The 17,782-nt window shown below is 62.9% G+C and carries 21 protein-coding genes; 2 read left to right on the top strand and 19 right to left on the bottom strand.

Annotated elements, in window-relative coordinates; genetic code table 11:
• Nucleotides 1-2 precede the first annotated feature (2 nt).
• The 18 genes from DWU99_RS04870 to DWU99_RS04785 form a co-directional block, all read right to left on the bottom strand.
• The gene (locus DWU99_RS04870) at nt 3-1,064 is read right to left on the bottom strand and encodes a tetratricopeptide repeat protein (RefSeq protein ID WP_115476837.1); all 1,062 of its coding nucleotides are present in this window, start codon (nt 1,062-1,064) and stop codon (nt 3-5) included.
• Nucleotides 1,061-1,504, bottom strand: coding sequence for a cytochrome c-type biogenesis protein (locus DWU99_RS04865; RefSeq protein ID WP_115476836.1), 444 nt, complete (start codon nt 1,502-1,504; stop codon nt 1,061-1,063). Before DWU99_RS04865 ends, DWU99_RS04870 begins: the two co-directional genes overlap by 4 nt.
• The gene (locus tag DWU99_RS04860; protein ID WP_115476835.1) at nt 1,504-2,046 is read right to left on the bottom strand and encodes a DsbE family thiol:disulfide interchange protein; all 543 of its coding nucleotides are present in this window, start codon (nt 2,044-2,046) and stop codon (nt 1,504-1,506) included. Before DWU99_RS04860 ends, DWU99_RS04865 begins: the two co-directional genes overlap by 1 nt.
• Nucleotides 2,043-4,016 carry a heme lyase CcmF/NrfE family subunit gene (locus tag DWU99_RS04855; RefSeq protein WP_115476834.1) on the bottom strand — a complete coding sequence of 658 codons (1,974 nt, stop codon included), beginning with the start codon at nt 4,014-4,016 and terminating at the stop codon, nt 2,043-2,045. Before DWU99_RS04855 ends, DWU99_RS04860 begins: the two co-directional genes overlap by 4 nt.
• On the bottom strand, nt 4,013-4,483 hold the full coding sequence (ccmE, locus tag DWU99_RS04850; protein WP_115476833.1) for a cytochrome c maturation protein CcmE: 471 nt from the start codon (nt 4,481-4,483) through the stop codon (nt 4,013-4,015). The genes DWU99_RS04855 and ccmE overlap by 4 nt, the downstream gene beginning before the upstream one ends.
• Before the next feature lie 26 nt (nt 4,484-4,509).
• Nucleotides 4,510-4,722 (bottom strand): heme exporter protein CcmD, encoded by a 213-nt coding sequence (gene ccmD / locus DWU99_RS04845; protein ID WP_115476832.1) that lies wholly within the window; start codon nt 4,720-4,722, stop codon nt 4,510-4,512.
• Nucleotides 4,719-5,477 carry a heme ABC transporter permease gene (locus DWU99_RS04840; RefSeq protein WP_115476831.1) on the bottom strand — a complete coding sequence of 253 codons (759 nt, stop codon included), beginning with the start codon at nt 5,475-5,477 and terminating at the stop codon, nt 4,719-4,721. The genes ccmD and DWU99_RS04840 overlap by 4 nt, the downstream gene beginning before the upstream one ends.
• 7 nt (nt 5,478-5,484) lie before the next feature.
• Nucleotides 5,485-6,180: a heme exporter protein CcmB gene (ccmB, locus tag DWU99_RS04835; protein ID WP_115476830.1), complete on the bottom strand. Its 696-nt coding sequence runs from the start codon at nt 6,178-6,180 to the stop codon at nt 5,485-5,487.
• Entirely contained in the window at nt 6,173-6,808 is a 636-nt protein-coding gene (ccmA, locus tag DWU99_RS04830) for a cytochrome c biogenesis heme-transporting ATPase CcmA (protein ID WP_115477191.1), read from the bottom strand. Before ccmA ends, ccmB begins: the two co-directional genes overlap by 8 nt.
• 21 nt (nt 6,809-6,829) lie before the next feature.
• Nucleotides 6,830-7,264: a DUF3293 domain-containing protein gene (locus DWU99_RS04825; RefSeq protein ID WP_115476829.1), complete on the bottom strand. Its 435-nt coding sequence runs from the start codon at nt 7,262-7,264 to the stop codon at nt 6,830-6,832.
• Between the two features lie 9 nt (nt 7,265-7,273).
• Nucleotides 7,274-8,641 (bottom strand): FAD-dependent oxidoreductase, encoded by a 1,368-nt coding sequence (locus DWU99_RS04820; protein WP_115476828.1) that lies wholly within the window; start codon nt 8,639-8,641, stop codon nt 7,274-7,276.
• Between the two features lie 121 nt (nt 8,642-8,762).
• Entirely contained in the window at nt 8,763-9,524 is a 762-nt protein-coding gene (phbB, locus tag DWU99_RS04815; protein ID WP_115476827.1) for an acetoacetyl-CoA reductase, read from the bottom strand.
• Between the two features lie 70 nt (nt 9,525-9,594).
• A complete protein-coding gene (phaR, locus tag DWU99_RS04810; protein WP_115476826.1) occupies nt 9,595-10,101 on the bottom strand; it encodes a polyhydroxyalkanoate synthesis repressor PhaR in 507 nt (168 codons plus the stop codon).
• Between the two features lie 87 nt (nt 10,102-10,188).
• Entirely contained in the window at nt 10,189-11,745 is a 1,557-nt protein-coding gene (locus DWU99_RS04805; protein ID WP_115476825.1) for a DHA2 family efflux MFS transporter permease subunit, read from the bottom strand.
• A gap of 21 nt (nt 11,746-11,766) precedes the next feature.
• Nucleotides 11,767-12,972: an HlyD/EmrA/EmrK family protein gene (locus DWU99_RS04800; RefSeq protein ID WP_115476824.1), complete on the bottom strand. Its 1,206-nt coding sequence runs from the start codon at nt 12,970-12,972 to the stop codon at nt 11,767-11,769.
• Nucleotides 12,969-14,531 carry an efflux transporter outer membrane subunit gene (locus tag DWU99_RS04795; RefSeq protein WP_115476823.1) on the bottom strand — a complete coding sequence of 521 codons (1,563 nt, stop codon included), beginning with the start codon at nt 14,529-14,531 and terminating at the stop codon, nt 12,969-12,971. The genes DWU99_RS04800 and DWU99_RS04795 overlap by 4 nt, the downstream gene beginning before the upstream one ends.
• Entirely contained in the window at nt 14,528-15,052 is a 525-nt protein-coding gene (locus tag DWU99_RS04790; RefSeq protein WP_115476822.1) for a MarR family winged helix-turn-helix transcriptional regulator, read from the bottom strand. The genes DWU99_RS04795 and DWU99_RS04790 overlap by 4 nt, the downstream gene beginning before the upstream one ends.
• Before the next feature lie 87 nt (nt 15,053-15,139).
• Nucleotides 15,140-15,904 carry a TatD family hydrolase gene (locus DWU99_RS04785; RefSeq protein WP_115476821.1) on the bottom strand — a complete coding sequence of 255 codons (765 nt, stop codon included), beginning with the start codon at nt 15,902-15,904 and terminating at the stop codon, nt 15,140-15,142.
• A gap of 192 nt (nt 15,905-16,096) precedes the next feature.
• Between DWU99_RS04785 and DWU99_RS04780 the strand changes: the two genes are divergently transcribed.
• Together DWU99_RS04780 and DWU99_RS04775 are read left to right on the top strand one after the other, a co-directional pair.
• Nucleotides 16,097-16,726 (top strand): glycine zipper 2TM domain-containing protein, encoded by a 630-nt coding sequence (locus tag DWU99_RS04780; RefSeq protein ID WP_115476820.1) that lies wholly within the window; start codon nt 16,097-16,099, stop codon nt 16,724-16,726.
• Nucleotides 16,727-16,754: 28 nt separating this feature from the next.
• Nucleotides 16,755-17,222, top strand: coding sequence for a glycine zipper 2TM domain-containing protein (locus tag DWU99_RS04775; protein ID WP_325048459.1), 468 nt, complete (start codon nt 16,755-16,757; stop codon nt 17,220-17,222).
• A gap of 73 nt (nt 17,223-17,295) precedes the next feature.
• Here DWU99_RS04775 and DWU99_RS04770 read toward each other — a convergent pair whose 3' ends face one another.
• Nucleotides 17,296-17,730 (bottom strand): cell wall hydrolase, encoded by a 435-nt coding sequence (locus DWU99_RS04770; RefSeq protein ID WP_233510872.1) that lies wholly within the window; start codon nt 17,728-17,730, stop codon nt 17,296-17,298.
• Nucleotides 17,731-17,782: the final 52 nt, after the last annotated feature.

Raw genomic sequence — 17,782 nt, 5'->3', positions numbered from 1 at the left:
CCTTAGTCGTGCACTTTGTCGATGAGTATGCTGACGGGCGTCTTGGCGTTGACCGCCACCACGCCGGCATTACCTTCCAGGTCGCCCGCCTGGGCCACGGCCTCGCCACTATGACTGATGCGCGCACCCACGAAAACACGTGGAACCGAAGACAGCTTCATCGACGGCATCATGCCCATGGAGTCGGTGAGGGTGACGGTGGCCGGCAGTTGGCTTGCATCGAGTCGAGCCACGGCAAGCGGCATGGGCGGACCCTTTTCGGCGCGTGCGTAGACGAACAGCGTGTCGCCGGCGGCAAGCTTTGCTTTCAGTGCAGGTGCGATGGCCACTTTGATTTGCAAGGCCGGACCTTGAGGCCGTGCAGGGGACGAAGAGCTCGCGCTTGAAGCCGAGGCGGGGGAGCCGCCAGCGCGTGCATCGGCCAGTGCGATCTGCTGTGCGACCGCCTGTGCCACGCTCGAGCCGGGTTGCAGTTGCGGCTGCAGTACGCGCCACGTGGCCGCTGCATCGGCAAAGCGGCCTTCCTGAAAATCGCTGATGCCGAGCAACCACAATCCGCGCTGATTGTCCGGTTCCAGTTTTACCGCCTGTTCCAGCAGATCGCGTGCACGCCCTTCGATGCGGTGGTCCGGTCGTGCGGCTGAATCGGCTTCGGCCCAGCCCACCATCGCCGTTGTATCGTTCGGGGTTAGCTGCAATATGTGATCGAACGCATCGCGCGCCTCACCCATGTGCTGCATTTCCGTCTCGGCCTGCGCGAGCAGCATCCAGCCTTGCACATCCTTGGGATTGCTGGCCAGGTGAGCGCGCAACTCATCCAGTGCTTTGTTGATGTCCGTTGCCGTCTGCGTCTGCGTGGCGACGCCACTCAGTGTCGAAGGCGCGCCCACTCGCAGGTACAGGAGGGCGGTGCCGGCCGGAACGACCAGCACGATGAAAAGCATCAGCGCGAACACGCCTCGCGGCTGGCCCGATTGGCGGCCGTTGCGAAGTAGCGGAATCAGCAGCAATGCCAACGCCACAGCGATCATCACTGCGGCGGCGATGTAGAAAGCAAACTTCACCAATCGTCCCCATTGTCGGTCGGTGCGGCGGGCGTGCCCGTGTGGCTGCGCTTGCGGATGGTGTAGCCGACCACCGCGCCGCCGGCGATCAGAATCAACAGCGGCCCAAACCAGAGCAGCCAGGTATGCGTGTTGACCGGCGGATCGTAAAGCACGAAATCGGAGTAGCGGTCGACCAGATACTGCTTGATCTGCGCATCGCTCTTGCCTTGCTGCATCAGCTCGAACACTTTATGGCGCAGGTCGCGCGCGAAATCGGCGTTCGAGTCGGCGAGATCTTCGTCCTGGCAGACCAGGCAGCGCAGTTCGCTGGTGAGATGCTGAAAACGCAGCTCCTCGGCATGATCGCGGAACGGCAGCGGGTCGATCGCTTGCGCCGCCGCCAGGCCGCTTATTGCAACCAGCGTCAGCCATATCCAGGTGCGAAACACCTTGCCCATCACGGTGCTTCCTTTTGCAGGGCAGCGATGGCAGGCATCAGTTGTCGTGCAATGACATCCGGCGTGAGCGGACCGATGCGCTTGTAGCGAATGACGCCCTTGCCATCGATCAGGAAGGTTTCCGGCGCGCCGTACACGCCGAAATCGATCGCGGTGTGGCCGGATTGATCGGCAATCACCATGTCGTAGGGATTGCCATGCTGCGCGAGCCACGCTTTGGCATCGGCGGGCTCGTCCTTGTAGTCGTAGCCGATCACTGGAATGCCCAATGTTTTGGATTCCGCCATCAACACGGGATGTTCCTCGCCGCAGGCGAAACACCAACTGGCGAAGACATTGACCAGATAGGGTTTGCCCAGCATCGAATCCTTGCTGACCAGTTGCGTGGGATTGTCCAGCTTGGGTAGGGCAAACGTGGGTGCGGGCTTGTTGATGAGCGGCGATGGCACCGCCGTGGGATCATGTGAGCTGTTCCACCAGATGCCGAAGCCAAGCAGACAGGCCAGCAGCATGAAGCCGATGAAGGGCAGCAGCCGGCTCATGCCTGCGATTCCTGCATCGTCGTGGTGACCGTCTGTGCAGCTTCGGCTTCGCGTTTCACGCGGAAACGGCGATCCCCGGCGCTGACGAATCCGCCCAGCATCATCAACAGGCCGCCAGCCCAGATCCAGCGGATAAAGGGTTTCGTATACAGGCGCAGCGCCCAGGCGCCTTCGATGTGGTTCGGATCCATCGGCTCGCCCAGGGCCACGTAGAGATCGCGCGTGATTCCCGGATCGACGGCCGATTCCGTCTGAACCTGCTCGTGCGTATACGTGCGTTTCTGCGGATGCATCACCGCCACGGGCGCGCCGTTGCGTGTCACCGTGACGACGCCTTGCTCCGCCTGCCAGTTGGGGCCAGTGGTTTGCGTGACGCCGTCGAAACGGAATTCGTAACCGCCTACGACGGCAACCTGTCCAGGCGTCATGCGCACATCGCGCGTGACGCTCAGCGATTCGGAGAGCAGCACCCCGATGAGGAAAATCGCGACGCCAACGTGGGCCAATAGCATGCCGGTCATCTCGGCCGGATAACGGCGCCCGCGAGGCATTTCCCGCCAGCGCTTGATCACATAAAGCGCCACACCCACGCCGACCCACACCGCGCAGGCGACGCCTGCTATCGCCTTGAGCTGTCCCTGCACGAAAAATGCCGCAAGCACAGCGCAGGCGACCGCTGCGATACCGGTGCGCGCAAGCACCTGCTTGAGTACGGGCGTGTCGCTTTTACCCCAGCGCAAATAAGGCCCGAACGGCAGCAACAGCACCACCGGCAGCATCAACAGCGGGAACAGCAGGCCGAAGTAGGGCGGTCCCACCGAAACCTTGCCGAGGTTCAGCGCATCACCAAGCAGCGGAAACAGCGTGCCGAGCATGACCATTGACGCTGCGACGGTGAACATCAGGTTGCCGATCAGGATGGCGCTTTCGCGCGACACCAATGCAAAGGCCTTTCCGCCCGCCACTTTCGGTGCGCGCAGCGCATAAAGAAGCAGCGATCCGCCCACGATGACGGCGAGGAAGCACAGGATGAAGGTGCCGCGTCGCGGATCGGATGCGAACGCATGCACCGACGTAAGGATGCCCGAGCGCACCAGGAACGTGCCCAGCAACGACAGCGAGAACGCAAACAGCGAAAGCAAAATCGTCCAGGCACGCAGCGATCCGCGTTTTTCAGTGACGGCTTGCGCATGGATCAACGCCACGCCGACCAGCCACGGCATGAAGCTCGCGTTTTCCACCGGATCCCAGAACCACCAGCCGCCCCAGCCGAGTTCGGCATACGCCCACCAGCTGCCGGCCACGATGCCGCAGGACAGAAAGCCCCACGCGGCATTGGTCCATGGACGCGCCCAACGCACCCACGCCTGTTCCATCGAGCCGCCCAGCAAGGCCGCGATGGAAAACGCGAACGCCACCGAGAAGCCCACGTAGCCCATGTACAGCACGGGCGGGTGGAAGGTCATGCCCGGATCCTGCAGCACCGGATTGAGATCGGCGCCGTCCGGCGGCATCGGCAACAGGCGGCCGAACGGATTGGAGGTGAACAGGATGAACGAAAGAAACCCCACGGAAATAATGCCGAGCACGGCCAATACGCGCGCAAGAAAGACGTCCGGCAGTCGTCGGCTGAACAGTGCGAGCGCCACGGTCCAGACATTGAGGATCAATACCCATAACAGCATCGACCCTTCGTGCGCGCCCCATACCGCGGCAATGCGGTAATACCAGGGCAGTTGCAGATTGGAATTGTCGGCGACGTACTGCACCGAGAAATCGAAGTGCAGGAATGCCCAAACGAGAATCGCAAAAGCCAACGCCACAAAAACCGCCTGTCCACTCGCGGCAGGGCGCGCGACGGCCATCAGCGCGCGATTGCCGCGCCATGCGCCCACCATCGGAAGCACGCTCTGCGCGATCGCCAGCAGCAAGGCGAGGATAAGTGCCAGTTGGCCGAGTTCGGGTGTCATAGCGATGACTTGTCCTGGCTTGCCGACTCGTCGATGTGCTTGCCCTGGTGAGCCTTCGCCATGGCGTCTTTCAGCTCTTTGGGCATGTAGGTTTCATCGTGTTTGGCAAGCACTTCAGTGGCGACAAAGCGAGCGCCATCCATATGTCCGGTGGCGATGACAGATTGGTTTTCGCGGAACAGGTCCGGCAGGATGCCGTTGTATTCGACCGGCATCACGCCGCTGGCATCGACAACGGTGAAGGTGACCCGCAGCGAATCGTTGCTGCGCTGAATCGAACCTGCCTTGACCATGCCGCCGAGGCGAAAGGTCTTGTAGCTGGTCGCTTCGCCTGCCTGCACCTGCGACGGCGTAAACAGGTAGTTCATGTTCTGCTGCAGCGCATACACCACCAGCGCCGACGCCACGATCACGGCAATCAGTATGGCAATGACGATGGTGAGTCGGCGTTGACGTGTCGGATTCATAAGAAATGAGTGCCAGGCGGCCGCCGCTAGGTTGCGGTCGCGGAGTTTCGGTTTGCGCGCTCCTTGCGCGCGTCCTGTCGTGCCATGCGTTCGCGCAGTTCGCGCAGCAGGCGGCGGCGGCGAAGCTGCGGTGCCAGCCAGTCGATCAACAGCACGATGAAGAACACGCCGTAGGCCGGCCAGACATAGGCGGCGTAACCGCCCATGGCGAAGAAGGATTGCAGCGAACCTGCGCTCATCGACGCACCTCGTTTTCGGCGATCTGCCGCACCCAATCCTTTCCGCTTTCCAGCGAAAGGAGATCCACGCGCGCACGGCCGAAGAGGCTGGCGATGTAATAAAGCTTGGTGGCAATCATCATCGTCAACAGCGGCCAGATCATCGATGGCGAGATCGACGAGGGGCCGAGCAGGCGGATGGTCGAGCCCTGGTGCAACGTGTTCCACCAGTTCACCGAGAAATGCACGATCGGTACGTTGACGATGCCGATCAGCGCAAGGAACGCCGCCGTGCGCGCGCCCTGGCGGCGATCTTCAAACGAGTGGTAGAGCGCGATCACGCCCAGATACAGGAACAGCAGCACCAGTTCCGACGTGAGTCGCGCATCCCACGTCCACCAGGTGCCCCACATGCGCTCGCCCCACAGCGAACCGGTGACCAGCGTGATGAAGGTGAACGACGCGCCGATCGGTGCGGATGCCATCGCCACCACTTCAGCCAGCTTGATGCGCCACACCAGTGCGATGAAGGCGGCGATGCCCATCACGCCGTAGATGAAAAGACTCATCCAGGCACATGGGACGTGGATGAAGATGATGCGGTAGTCGTCACCCTGCTGGTAATCCGGTGGCGCCAGCACCAGTCCGCCGTAAAGCGCGACGAGGCCGAGAACCAAGGCCAGCGCGATCGCCCATGGACGCAGCTTGCCGGCGAAGCCGTAGAACACCGGCGGAGAACTCAACTTGTGCAACCACAGGGGAATCCAATGGGCCATAGGCGATCTACGAGTCCAACGCGATACGAAGTGCGGCAGCGCAGGCCAACGGCGCCAGCACCACAGCCAGGGCAAGCGCTGCACCCAGCCATGCAATGGGGGCAGCCCACGGCAACCCCTCTTGGGCGGCTGCCAGGGCCCCGGCGGCGAAGATCACCACCGGCACGCATAGCGGCAGCAGCATCAAGGCTAGGAGCATACCAGAGCGCCGCGTCCCGGCCGTTAGCGCGACCAGTATCCCGCCCAGCAGGCTGAGCAGCGGCGTCGCCAGCAGCAGCGCCAGCAGCAACACCGGCATGACCGGCGCAGGCAGGTGCAGCATGCCGGCCAGCAGCGGTGCGATCACGATCAACGGAACCGCCGTGGCCACCCAGTGCGCCAGGATCTTCATGCCCAGCATCAGCGCGAGCGGCTGCGGGGCCAGCATCAACTGTTCCAGCGAGCCGTCCTCGATGTCGCTGCGGAACATCGCGTCCAGTGCCAGCAGCATCGCCAGCAGAACAGTTACCAGCACCACGCCGGCGGCGATCCGGCGCAGCAAGGCATCTTCGGGACCCAGTGCGAACGGGAACAGCGAGGTGACGATCAACGCATACAGCACGGGCAAGACCATGTCGCCGCGCTGGCGCCAGGCCAGGGTCAGGTCGCGGCGCAGGACGGCGATGCAGGCGTGACCCAGTCCGGGACGTCGCAGATCAGCCATGCAGACGGATCCGTTGCGGCTCGCCGCCGTGGAACTGCACGGCACCGTGGCTGGTGACCAGGGCCGCGCCGCCGTGCGCGATATGCGCCTCCAGCAGGCCGTTGACCAGCTCGATCCCGGTGCGGTCCAGATTGGCGTAGGGCTCGTCCAGCAGCCACAGCGCGGCGGGAACCAACAGCAAGCGCGCCAGCGCGACACGCTTTTTCTGGCCTGCGGAGAGCTTTCGCACAGGCTCGTCGCCGAAGCCGGCCAGACCCACGCGCGTCAACGCGTTGTCGATATCGCTATGTTCGCGGTGACCGTGCAGGCCGATGGCGAAGCGCAGGTTTTCGCGTGCGCTGAGCTCGGTCTTCAATCCGAGCTGATGACCCAGAAACAGAACCTCGCCGCTGCAGCGATCCCACGTCAGCGGCTGGCCGCGCCAGTAGAGCTCGCCTTCCTCCGGGCGCAGCAAACCGGTGAGGATGCGCATCAGCGTGGTTTTCCCGCTGCCGTTGTCGCCTTCGATCAGGGTGAGTTCGCCCGCATCGAGACGGAAATCCAGCGGGCCGAACACGGGTTCGTCCTGGCGGTGGAAGCTGAGGGCTCGTGCTTCAAGCAGCGGCGTGGCGGAGGGCTCGGAGGTCATCGCCGGCATTGTCGGGAATGCTCATCCGGCTTGTCCATGCGGCGGCCTGTCACTGGCGAGGCGCAGTCGTGCTGCGCCGGTGCCCAGCCCGTGGATGTAGGCGTTCTGGTGAAATTGCTGCGCCAGTTCATCGATCTCCTCAAGTTCCGGGCCGATCACGAAAAAGCTGGGCTCGCGCCAACTCTGGCCCGCGCCCAGCCCTGGACGGATGTAGAGCGTCCGCCGCAGGCCCCGCAACGCCGCCAGCAGAGCTATCTGGGCAGCATGATTGAGGGAGCGCGGCAGCAGCTGCGATTGAGGATTCCAGGCCGTGATGAAGGCCCAGCCACGGCCTCCCGTCAGCGCTTGCAGCGCAGCCGGCAAGACCTTGTCGATGCGGATGCTGGCCCATCCGCCTTGCAGCAATCGCACTCGGTAATCGGTGGTCCGGTAGTGGGTAATCAGCGTGCTGTCCATGGGATGACTTTACGCCCTTAGTTTCGGGAGCGGGGGAAGGGTGGCTTCCAGCGTGGCGATGGCGGCGTCCAGCGATACATCGTTGGCATGGGTGGAACCGCGCAGCAATTGTTCGAGCAGTTGATCCTGCGCACGGCCACGCTCGTAGGCGTAGGCGTAGGGCAGATGGGTGAAGGTCACCATGCGGTAGCGCGCCATGAAGTGCTTCGGCGCGCGTTCGGCGAGTCGTGCGCCCAGTTCGCGCTTGGCGAGGTAGTACGGATCGGCCACTGAATCGCGCATCTCGATGTAGTTCTCCAGCGCCATCGCTGCAATCGCGTTGGCGTTGGGTTGGCGAATGCGCTGGAATTCGGCGAAGGCATCGGCGGTGTCGCGGCCGGACTCGGCCAGGAGATCCGCCAGCACCACCGTGTCTTCGAAGCCGCAGTTCATGCCCTGGCCGTGGAACGGAACGATGGCGTGTGCGGCATCGCCGATCAGCAGCGCACGTCCGTCGATATGCCAGCGGTCGAGATAAAGCGTGGAGAGTGTGCCGACGGGATGGCTGTCGTAATCCTCCGCGAAGCGCGGAATCTGCGGCAGCAGGTCCGGGAAGTCTTCACGGAAGAATGCAGCCGCGGCCGACGAGTCCGGCAGCGTATCGAAACTGGGGTGAGGCCCGTGCGCGGGCAGGAACAGCGTGACCGTGAAGCTGCCTTCGGTGTTGGGTAGCGCGATGCACATGTACCCGCCACGCGGCCAGATGTGCAGTGCGTGCGGCTCGATGGCGAAACGTTCTGCACCTGCGCGAGGCGGAATTTCCAGTTCCTTGTAGCCGTGCCCCAGGGATTCGACGCGTGCGCCTATCGGGGAATATTCGTCCATCGCCGCGCGAAGCGCGGAACCCGCGCCATCGGCTCCGATAAGCACGGATGCATCGTGATGGCGTTGCGTACCGTTTTCGTCGACAAGCGCGATGCGTCGCGCGTCGAAATCGGCGGAAGCCAGGGATTGTCCAAAGTGCAGTGTCACACCAGCTGCTTCCGCGGCATCGAGCAAAAGCATGTTCAAGGCGCCGCGCGATACCGACCAGATCACCTCGCTGTCGTCCACACCGTATCGCTGCAGACCGGAGGCGCCTTCGAGCGGATGCACCATGCGACCGCGCATCATCACCGCGCGTTCCATCACATCGTCGGCAAGCCCTGCGGTGCGCAGTGCCTGGAGCCCGCGTTCCGCGAGTGCGAGATTGATCGAGCGGCCGCCCACGAAACCGAATCGCCGCGGATCAGGACGTTTTTCGAAAACCTCCACGGCAAATCCGCGCTTGGCCAGCAACTGCGCCATCAATGCGCCTACCAAGCCGCCGCCGATCAAGGTGATGGATTGCCGTGTCATGCTGCGTCTCGTGGGAGGTAGCGCAACACTGTTCCGCAACTGGGCGATTCCCGCAAGTACGACAGGGTGGACAGGGCGCACCAGCGACGCGTTCACCCGTCGCTGCGACGGCGGCGCTCGCCTAGAAACTCATGAAATAGCCGCCGTTCACCGGCAGGTTGGCGCCGGTGATGTAGCTGGCGTCATCGGCAGTGAGAAAGATGACGGCACGCGCGATGTCGGCTGGAGTCCCGAGGCGTCCCACGGGAATATCGGAAATGATCTGTTGTCGAACCTCGTCCGGCACGGCGGCGACCATGGGGGTGTCGCAATAACCCGGCGAAACGGTGTTGACGGTGACACCCTTGCGCGCCGTTTCGCGCGCCAGCGCCATGCTGAATCCGTGGACACCAGCCTTTGCTGCGGAATAGTTGGTCTGCCCAAACTGGCCAGTCTGTCCGTTGACCGAACTCAGGTTGACGATGCGACCGAAATGGCGCGTGGTCATGCCTTCGACCACGTGCCGGCACATGTTGAACACGCCGTCGAGGTTCACGCGCATCAGCTCGTGCCATTGCTGCGGGTCCATCTTGCGCAAGCTGGTGTCGCGCGTGATGCCTGCGGCGTTCACCAGGATGTCGGCATGGCCGATGCCGCGCTCGACGTATTCGATGAGGCCGCCGCATGCCTTGAAGTCGCTGACATCGCAGGGCTCGAAGCGGATGGCGCCGTTATAGGACGCCGTCTTTTCGCGGAACGCCTCAATGCGTTCGCCACGCGTGGCCAGGTCGACGGCAATCACCGCGCGTCCGGCTTCCGCGAGCCGCATGCAGATTTCGGTGCCGATACCGCCGATACCGCCTGTAACAATAGCGACACGTGCGCTGGATGTTGACGAAGTCATCACGTAATTCCCTCAGCGCATGCCGCGCGGCAGCACGTGCTGTGCTGCAGCGGGAACCGGACCAGACGGATCAGGGTTTCTTCGTACCGGGACGTCCGGGCTGGCCCGGAGCGGGGTTGGCCTGCGACGACTGTGACGCGACATCGAGGAACCCGCGCTGCATCGACTTCCAGGCGTCCATGTTGCGTTCCGTCAGCTCGTTCAAAAGCGACCAGGGGGTTTGCCCCATCAGGCTGTTGAGCTGGGTGCGGAACTGCTGCTGCTGGTCGAGGAAGACTTGCAGGCTGCGTTCCAGGTACGGCCCCATGAATCCCTGCAGGGAGTCACCGTAGAAACGAATGATCTGGCTCAGCAGCTGGGGTGACAGCATCGGCTGACCCTTCTCCTCGTGCTCGGAGATGATCTGAAGCAGCACGGAGCGGGTCAGGTCCTCGCCGGACTTGGCGTCACGGACCTCGAAGTGCTCACCATCCAGAACCAGCTGACGGACCTCTTCCAGCGTGATGTAGCTGGAGATCTCCGTGTCGTAGAGCCGACGGTTCGGATACTTCTTGATGATGCGATTTGTTTGTGCCATGCGACACAAACTAGCAGAAGGTATTGCGCCGCACCAGTCAGGCCCTTGCTTTTATGCTGCACCCCAGGGTGCAGCAATGGGTGTAGGTCAATGCCCCATGGCACCGCCGCCGGTGCTCCCGAAGGGCGGTCGGGCAAGCCAGAGCACGGGCACCAGGATCACGAACAGGATGGCACACCCGTAGAAGATGTCGTTGACCGCCAGGGTGTACCCCTCCCTGTCCACGATCTGATTGATGTAGCCCAATTGCTGGGCGGCGCTCAGGCCCACGTGAGACAGGTTCTGCAGAAAGTGGGCCGAGGCCGGATCGCCCTTGTTCACGTACTCGGTCAGGGTGGCGTGGTGGTAGATGCCGCGGTGCTGCCACAAGGTCACCATCACGGCGGTGGAGACGCTCGATCCCAGGGTGCGGAAAAAGTTGGAAAGACCGGATGCGCTGGCGATCTCGGCCGCAGGCAGGCCGGAGAGGTAGATCTGGTTCAGCGGAATGAAGAAGCAGGGGATCGCCAGGCCCATCACGAAGCGCGGCACGATCAGCGTGGCGAAGGACGCAGAGCTGTCGAAGGTGGAGAACCAATACGACGTGCCCGCGAAGATGATGAATGCCAGCGTCACCAGGATGCGCAGGTCGATCCTATGCATGTTGCGGCCGACCAGCGGCGAAAACAGAAACGCCAGCACGCCGCCAGGCGCCGCGGCCAGACCGGCCCAGGTCGCGGTGTAGCCCAGCGTGGTCTGCAGCCACAGCGGAAACACCACGTTGAGGCCGAAGAAGGCGAACATGCCCATCGAAAGGCTGATCACGCCCGCAGTGAAGTTGCGCTTCTTGAACAGCGACAGGTCGATCACCGGATGCTTGGCGTGGATTTCCCACACCACCAGGAAGGTGAGGCACACCAGAGCGATCAGTCCCAGCACCAGGATCAATGTGGAATTGAACCAGTCGTGGTCGTTGCCGTTGTCCAGCATGAACTGCAGCGAGCCTACGCCCGCCACCAGCAGCACCAGGCCAACCACGTCGATCGGCGCTTTCACCGTCTTGGTTTCGCGCTTGTGCAGCAGGCTCCAGGTGATGATGGCGGCCAGCACGCCCACCGGCGCGTTGATGTAGAAGATCCACGGCCACGAAAAGTTGTCGGTGATCCAGCCGCCCAGAATGGGCCCGAAAATCGGTGCGATCACCACCGTCATCGCCCACATCGCCAGTGCGATGCCTTGTTTTTCTTTCGGGTAGCTTGACAGCAACAAGGTCAGCGAAAGCGCCACCATCGGGCCGGACCCGGCACCTTGCATCAGGCGGGCAAACACCAGCATCGGCATGGTGGTGGCCATGCCGCACAACATGGAGAACAACACGAACAGCACCACCGACGTCACGAAGGTGCGCACTTCACCGAAGCGGCGTGCGATCCAACCGGTAAGGGGCTGCATGATCGCGCTCGCCAGCGAGTAGGAACTGATCGTCCAGGTGCCTTCGTTGGGGCTTACCGCCAGGCTGCCGGCGATATGCGGCACGGAGACGTTGACGATGGTCATGTCCAGCACCTCCATGAAGGTGCTGAACGCGACGGCGATGGTCAGCAGCACCAGCGGGGTGCCGTGCAGCGGCTTCAAAGGTGCCGCATTCTCTGGGGTGGCAGCCATGACGGTCTCGCTAGGCGGGCATCAGTTCGAGGTGTCGGCAGAGCTGCCGAGGTTCGCGCGGATGATCTTTTCCGCTTCCGCGTCGGCCTGGCTGGCCACCTTGTCGTACACCGCGGTTTCCGCTGGAGGTTGTTGCGGCGCGCTTGCGAGCAGCGGTCCCTTGTCGTTGGTGATGTCCACGGTCACGTCGGCGGACAGGCCAATGCGCAGCGGATGCTTGTCGAGCTCGTCGTTATCCAGCGCAATGCGCACAGGCACGCGCTGCACGACCTTGATCCAGTTGCCGGTGGCGTTCTGAGCGGGCAACAAGGAGAACACGCTGCCGGTGCCGGCGCCCAGGCCAATGACTTTGCCGTGATATTCCGCGCTACCGCCGTAGATATCGGTGCTGATCTTCACCGGCTGACCGATGCGGATATGGCGCAACTGGTTTTCCTTGAAGTTCGCATCGACCCACAAATCGTGCAGCGGGACGATGGTCAACAGTTGCTGGCCCGGCACGATGCTGCTGCCCAACTGCACGCTGCGCTGCGCGACGTAACCGGAAACCGGCGCGACGATGGTGTTGCGTTGCGCCGCCACCCACGCGGCGCGGAAATTCGCGCGAGCCTGCAGCACGGAAGGATTGTTGGCGATATCCGTGCCTTCCACGGCGGCGCGCGATGCCTTGGCCTGCGCCTTGGCCTGATCCAGTGCGGCCTGCGCCTGCGCCACGCTGTCGCGCATGTGCTGGACGACTTCGGGCGATTCGGCCTGTGCGGCGACCAGCGGCAGATGACGCTTGAGATCGGCTTGTGCCTTGCGAAGATCGACTTCGCGCGCGGCGACAGTCGCATCGGCGCCAGTGACCGTCTCGGTCTGCTGGCGTACTTCGCGCACGGCCTGCGCGAGCGCGCTGCTGGTCTGGCGCAGGCGTACATCCGCATCGGTGCCGTCCAGCTTCACCAGCACCTGTCCGGCTTCGACGCGCTGCGTGTCGTCGGTCATGATCGCCGTGACGGTGCCGGCCACCTGGGAGGACAGCGCGACCTGATAGCCGCCGACATAGGCGTTATCGGTGGTTTCGCGTGTGGACAAAACGAAGAGCCACAACAGGAACCATGCCAGCGCGGCAAGCGCGAAAATGCCGCCCACGATCAGCAGCGCACGACTGCGTTTGGCGGGATTCTTCGCGGCCAGGCCGCTATCGTTGGCGTCCTTGGCGATGGCGGACTCAGAGGCGCTCATGGTCGTGGGGCTCCGTCGGAATTCGAAATGGAAGCAGTGGGGGAGGAAGAGATTGCCGGTGGCGGCGTGTTGTTGTCGGCGTCGGAGCGGTAACCGCCACCCAGTGCCTTGATCAGCGCGAGATCCGTGCTCAGCGCCTGGGCGTGCAGGCTGATGGCCTGATCGCGCTGCTGAAGAAGCTGCGCTTCGGCTGAAAGGCTTTCGCGCGCGTCCTTCGTGCCTTGTTGCGCGCGGGCTTGCGCGGTGGTCACGAGCATGTCGCTGGCGCGCACTTCGACGTCCTGCTTCTTGCGGCGTTCGGCGATCTGCTGCGCCGTGACCGCTTGCGTCGCCACGTCGCGCGCGGCATCGCGCACGGCGACGTTGTACTGCGCGATGGAGGCATCTAGCTCCGCGCGGCTCGCACCGTAATTCGCCTTCAGTCGGCCGCCTTCGAAAATGGGAAGGTGCACCGCGGGCGTGATGCCGAAAACGCGACTGCCCCAGTCGAACAGGTTTCCAAGGTCGCCTGAGCTGCCCTTCGACAAACCTGGAATGTGCGGCGAGCCCTGGTTCGTGCTCGAGAGTCCGGCCATCGCGTTGATGCTGACATCCGGGAAGTACTCGGCGCGTGCGACATCGGTTTGCTTCAGCGCCGATTCGACCTGCCAGCGGCTCGCGGCGATATCGGGACGGCGTGCGATCAGATCCAGACGCGCGTCATCCGGCAACGCGCCCTCGATTCTTGGTAGGGCGTGAGGTTGCAATTTGGGAAGATCGGCGGGCGATACGTTCACCAAGGCAGCCAACGCGACTTTGCGAAGCTCGATCGAACCCTGCAAGGTGACTTGCATCTGCTGCGCGCTCGCGAGTTGCTCGCGTGCCTGCTGGACGGTGTCGGGCAGATCCACGCCTTGTTTCACACGCAACTGGGCGATTTGCAGCAGGCGCTGCTGGATGTCGACGGATTGCCGCGCCAGGCGAAACCGGGCTTCATCGGCAAGCCAACCGAAGTAGGTGTCGGCGACAGCGTTCTGAATGGTCAGTGCTGCAGCGCTGCGTTGGGCTTCCGCCGCGTGGGCTTGATCGAGTGCGGCTTCGATCGATGCGCGTTTCTTGCCCCACCAGTCGAAGTCGTATTCGGCCTGGATGCCGAGATCCGCCTGGTCGTACCAGTTGAAACCAAGCAACGAAGGCGGGAACAGGCCGTGGTCGCTCATGCGCTGGCGCGTGACCTGAGCGTTGCCATTGATCGTCAAGCCAGCCTGCGCCGCTGCCACTTTCACGGATTGTTCGGCGGTCTGCACACGCGAGTGGGCTTGCGCCAGATCGGGCGATTGCTTCATCGCCAGGTCAATCAGATTGTCCAGTTGCGGATCATTGTAGACGCGCCACCATTCGGCAGCGGGCCAGCCAGCGCGCGTTGGAACTTGCAGGCCTGCGAGCGGCACATCATCGCGCAGTGCCGGATGCTGCACTTTCTTGGGAATAAAGCCGCAACCGGCGACGCCAGCGGTCAGCAGCATCACCAGCGCGAGAGGGCGGAGGCGCATGGATGCGTGGGATGGAGCGAGGTTCATGGGGGATCACCCGCTTCGTTTTCGAATTGGCTAATGTTGTCGGCGAGCTTGCGCAGCAAGCGGCTCAAATGGCGGCGGTCGGTATCGGTGAAGCCCACGAAAGTCCGCTCCACGGCGGGAATCATGGCCGGCAGCATCTTTTGCACGAAGCGCCGGCCCGCCGCCGTAATGCGCACCACCACGCGGCGCCGATCTTCAGCACTGGGACCGCGCGTGATCAGGCCGCGCTTGGTCAGCGCATCGGCGATGCGGGTCATGTTTGTCGCGCCTTGCGAGGTGAATTCGCATAACTCACCCGGCGTGGAGCTTCCGTCGGGCCTGGAGAACAGCATCATCAAAGTGCGGAACTCGCTGTCGTTGAGCTTGAACGGCTTAAGCCTGCTTTCGAACTGTTCCTTCAGGCGCTCGCCCACGAGCAACAGGACGCGACAGAGCGCTGCGTCTTCCGGCACTTCGGGAATGGCCTGGCGAACGCGGGCGATGCCTTCGTCCAGCCTTTTTAGCTTTTCGAGTAATGACATTTCATCGGTGCATATTTCACTGATGAAATAAATGGTGCAACACAACTGCGATGCCCTGCAAGTGCCTCGTTCAGTCGGGAGGGGTGCTCAGATATTGAACAGTCGTCGCACGTTGGCCGTGGTGGCTTCGGCGATCTGCTCTGGATCTTCGTTTCGCAGCGCGGCGACGCATGTCAGGACGTCGGGAAGATAGGAAGGTTCGTTGCGTTCGCCACGATGCGCGGCGCCTGGCTGATCCGGGGCATCGCTTTCCAGTAGCAGGTATTGGATCGGCATGCTGGCGACGATTCGGCGCAAGCGTTGCGCGCGCTCGTAAGTCACCGGACCGCCGATGCCGATGTGAAAGCCGATTTTCCACAGTTGCCTGGCCTGTTCCTCGCTTCCCGAGAAACTGTGCACGACACCGCGCAGGCCGCCTGTTCGACGCAATGTCGTGGTCACCTCATCCATCGCTGCGCGCGCGTGCAGAATCACGGGCAAGTCGAATTCGCGGGCGAGGCGCAGCTGGCGCTCGAAGTAGTCGCGCTGCCGTTGGGTGTCCTGTCCTTCCTGATGGAAGTCGAGTCCGATTTCGCCCACCGCAACGGGACGATGGTTTTCCAGCCAGTGGGGGAGCGCGTGCAGGTCGTCGTCGCGATGCTCGCGCATGAACATCGGGTGCAGGCCGTAGCCGGGGAACAGGCCGCTTCCCGGTGAGCACAGGGCGTGAATGTGCGGCCAGCTGGCGGCGGTGGTGCCGGGAACGACCAGCAGCTCCAGGCCTGCGCGATGCGCGCGTTCGATCGCGGCCTCGCGGTCCGGGGCGAAGCGCGCATCGTCGAGGTGTACGTGGCTGTCGGCGAGTCTTGGCATGGGTATGGGGCGGTCCTTCTGGCAGATGCCATCCCGAAGCATGGGCCCCGTCGCGGCGGGGTGAGGTGGAATCGACAGTTTTGAAATCAGTCTAGGTGCTATTCAGCGTCGCGGCGTTTCAATGCGCGTGCGCAATATATTTCGAGGGGCGCAGCGTACGTTGCGGCTGTTAATGGTCCAGGAGAGTCTGAAATGAGCAAGTTGATAGTCAAAGCATTGTGCATGAGTCTGGCGACAACGTTTGCACTCGGTTTGACAGCCTGCAGCAAGCAAGCGGGCACGGACGTCGATAACGCGGGTGTGGCGGCTACAAGCAGCGCGCCAGAAGCGGCCCAGGTTGCCGGGCAGCCCGGTCAGCCGCAGACCGGTGTGGGCGGCGCGCAATACGCGCAGGTGGTGAGCGTAACGCCCGTTCGGGATGCCGGCGCGCCGCAGCAGGTCTGTCATGACGAAACGGTATACAAGAAGGTGCCGCCGAAGGATCAGCATCGGATCGCGGGCACGGTCATTGGCGCCGTGGCAGGCGGCCTGCTGGGCCACATGATCGGCAGCGGCAAGGGAAATACCATCGCGACGGTCGCCGGCGCGGCCGGCGGCGGCTATGCGGGCAATCGCATCGAGGCGCACGAGCAGGATAAAAACGTTAAGGCCGAGGTAGTTCACCATTGCACTACCGTTGCGAATCCCGGCGGTAATATCGTGGCTTATGACGTGACGTATGTGTTCAACGGCGTCACGCGCACGACCCGCATGGACCACGACCCGGGCAACCAGGTCATGGTGCAGCAGGGTGGCGTCGTAGCAGTCTCGGATGCGCAGTGATCGTTACATCAAGGAGGTCGTCGTGAATATGAAGTCAAGCAAGTTCGGTGTGGTGGCAGCGCTCTTGGTGGGCGTGGCGGCGCTTTCCGGATGTCAGACGCAACCGGCTTATCAGGGGCAGACGACCTACGGCTATCGCGGCTGCCAGAGCTGCGGCGTGGTGCAGCAGATCCAGCAGGTGTACATCCAGCAGCAGGGCACCAATAACAGCGGCGTCGGCACCGTGATCGGCGCCGTGGCTGGCGGTCTGTTGGGCAGCACGATCGGTCACGGCCGGGGCAATACGGCAGCTATCGTCGGCGGCGCGGTGGTTGGCGGCGTCGTGGGCAATCAGGTGGGGGCGGCCAACAGCCAGCCGGGCGGCACGGTGCCTGCGTGGCAGATCGTCGTGCGTCTCGACAACGGCCAGTACGCGACCGTTACGCAGATTCCCAATCCAGGCGTTCGCCCCGGCGACTATGTCGTGATCAACAACAACCTGGTGTATCCGCGCTGACATATGGACGTCTAGACGTCTATATGAAAAAGGCCCTCTTTCGAGGGCCTTTTTATTGGGCTGCTGCTGCGTATCAGTTGACCGAATAGAACTTGTGATCGCCGATCGTTACGGCGCTGCGATTGTGCGACCACACGGGCGCGACGGATGCCGTGGCGAAGTGATCCGCATGCGGAACGAAGAAGCGACGCTCGTCGACGGGAAGATCCCAGTTGACGATCGACTTGCCTGCGATATCCCACGCCTTCTGGAAGGCCTTGAGATTGTCGATGTCCTGGGACTGTGGCGTTGTGGATAATGCAAATTGATGCGGCGATTTCACCACATCGCATACCGTGCCGCCCCACTGACCGCGTTCGCGTCGACGCATGGCAACTTCTGCCACGGCCATCTGACCGATCGTCGACTGGCTGCGTGCCTCCAGATAGACGGTGGTCGCCAGACAAGTCTGGTCTGCGAGCGGTTGGGGCAACACGGACATCAGCCACAACAACATGGAAAGTTTCATATCTGCCTCCAACTTGCAGTCACGTCAGAGCACCACATGCATGCTTTTGACG

Source organism: Dyella psychrodurans, from assembly GCF_003363265.1.
Classification (GTDB): domain Bacteria; phylum Pseudomonadota; class Gammaproteobacteria; order Xanthomonadales; family Rhodanobacteraceae; genus Dyella_B; species Dyella_B psychrodurans.
This window is presented reverse-complemented; position numbering and strand designations above follow the sequence as displayed.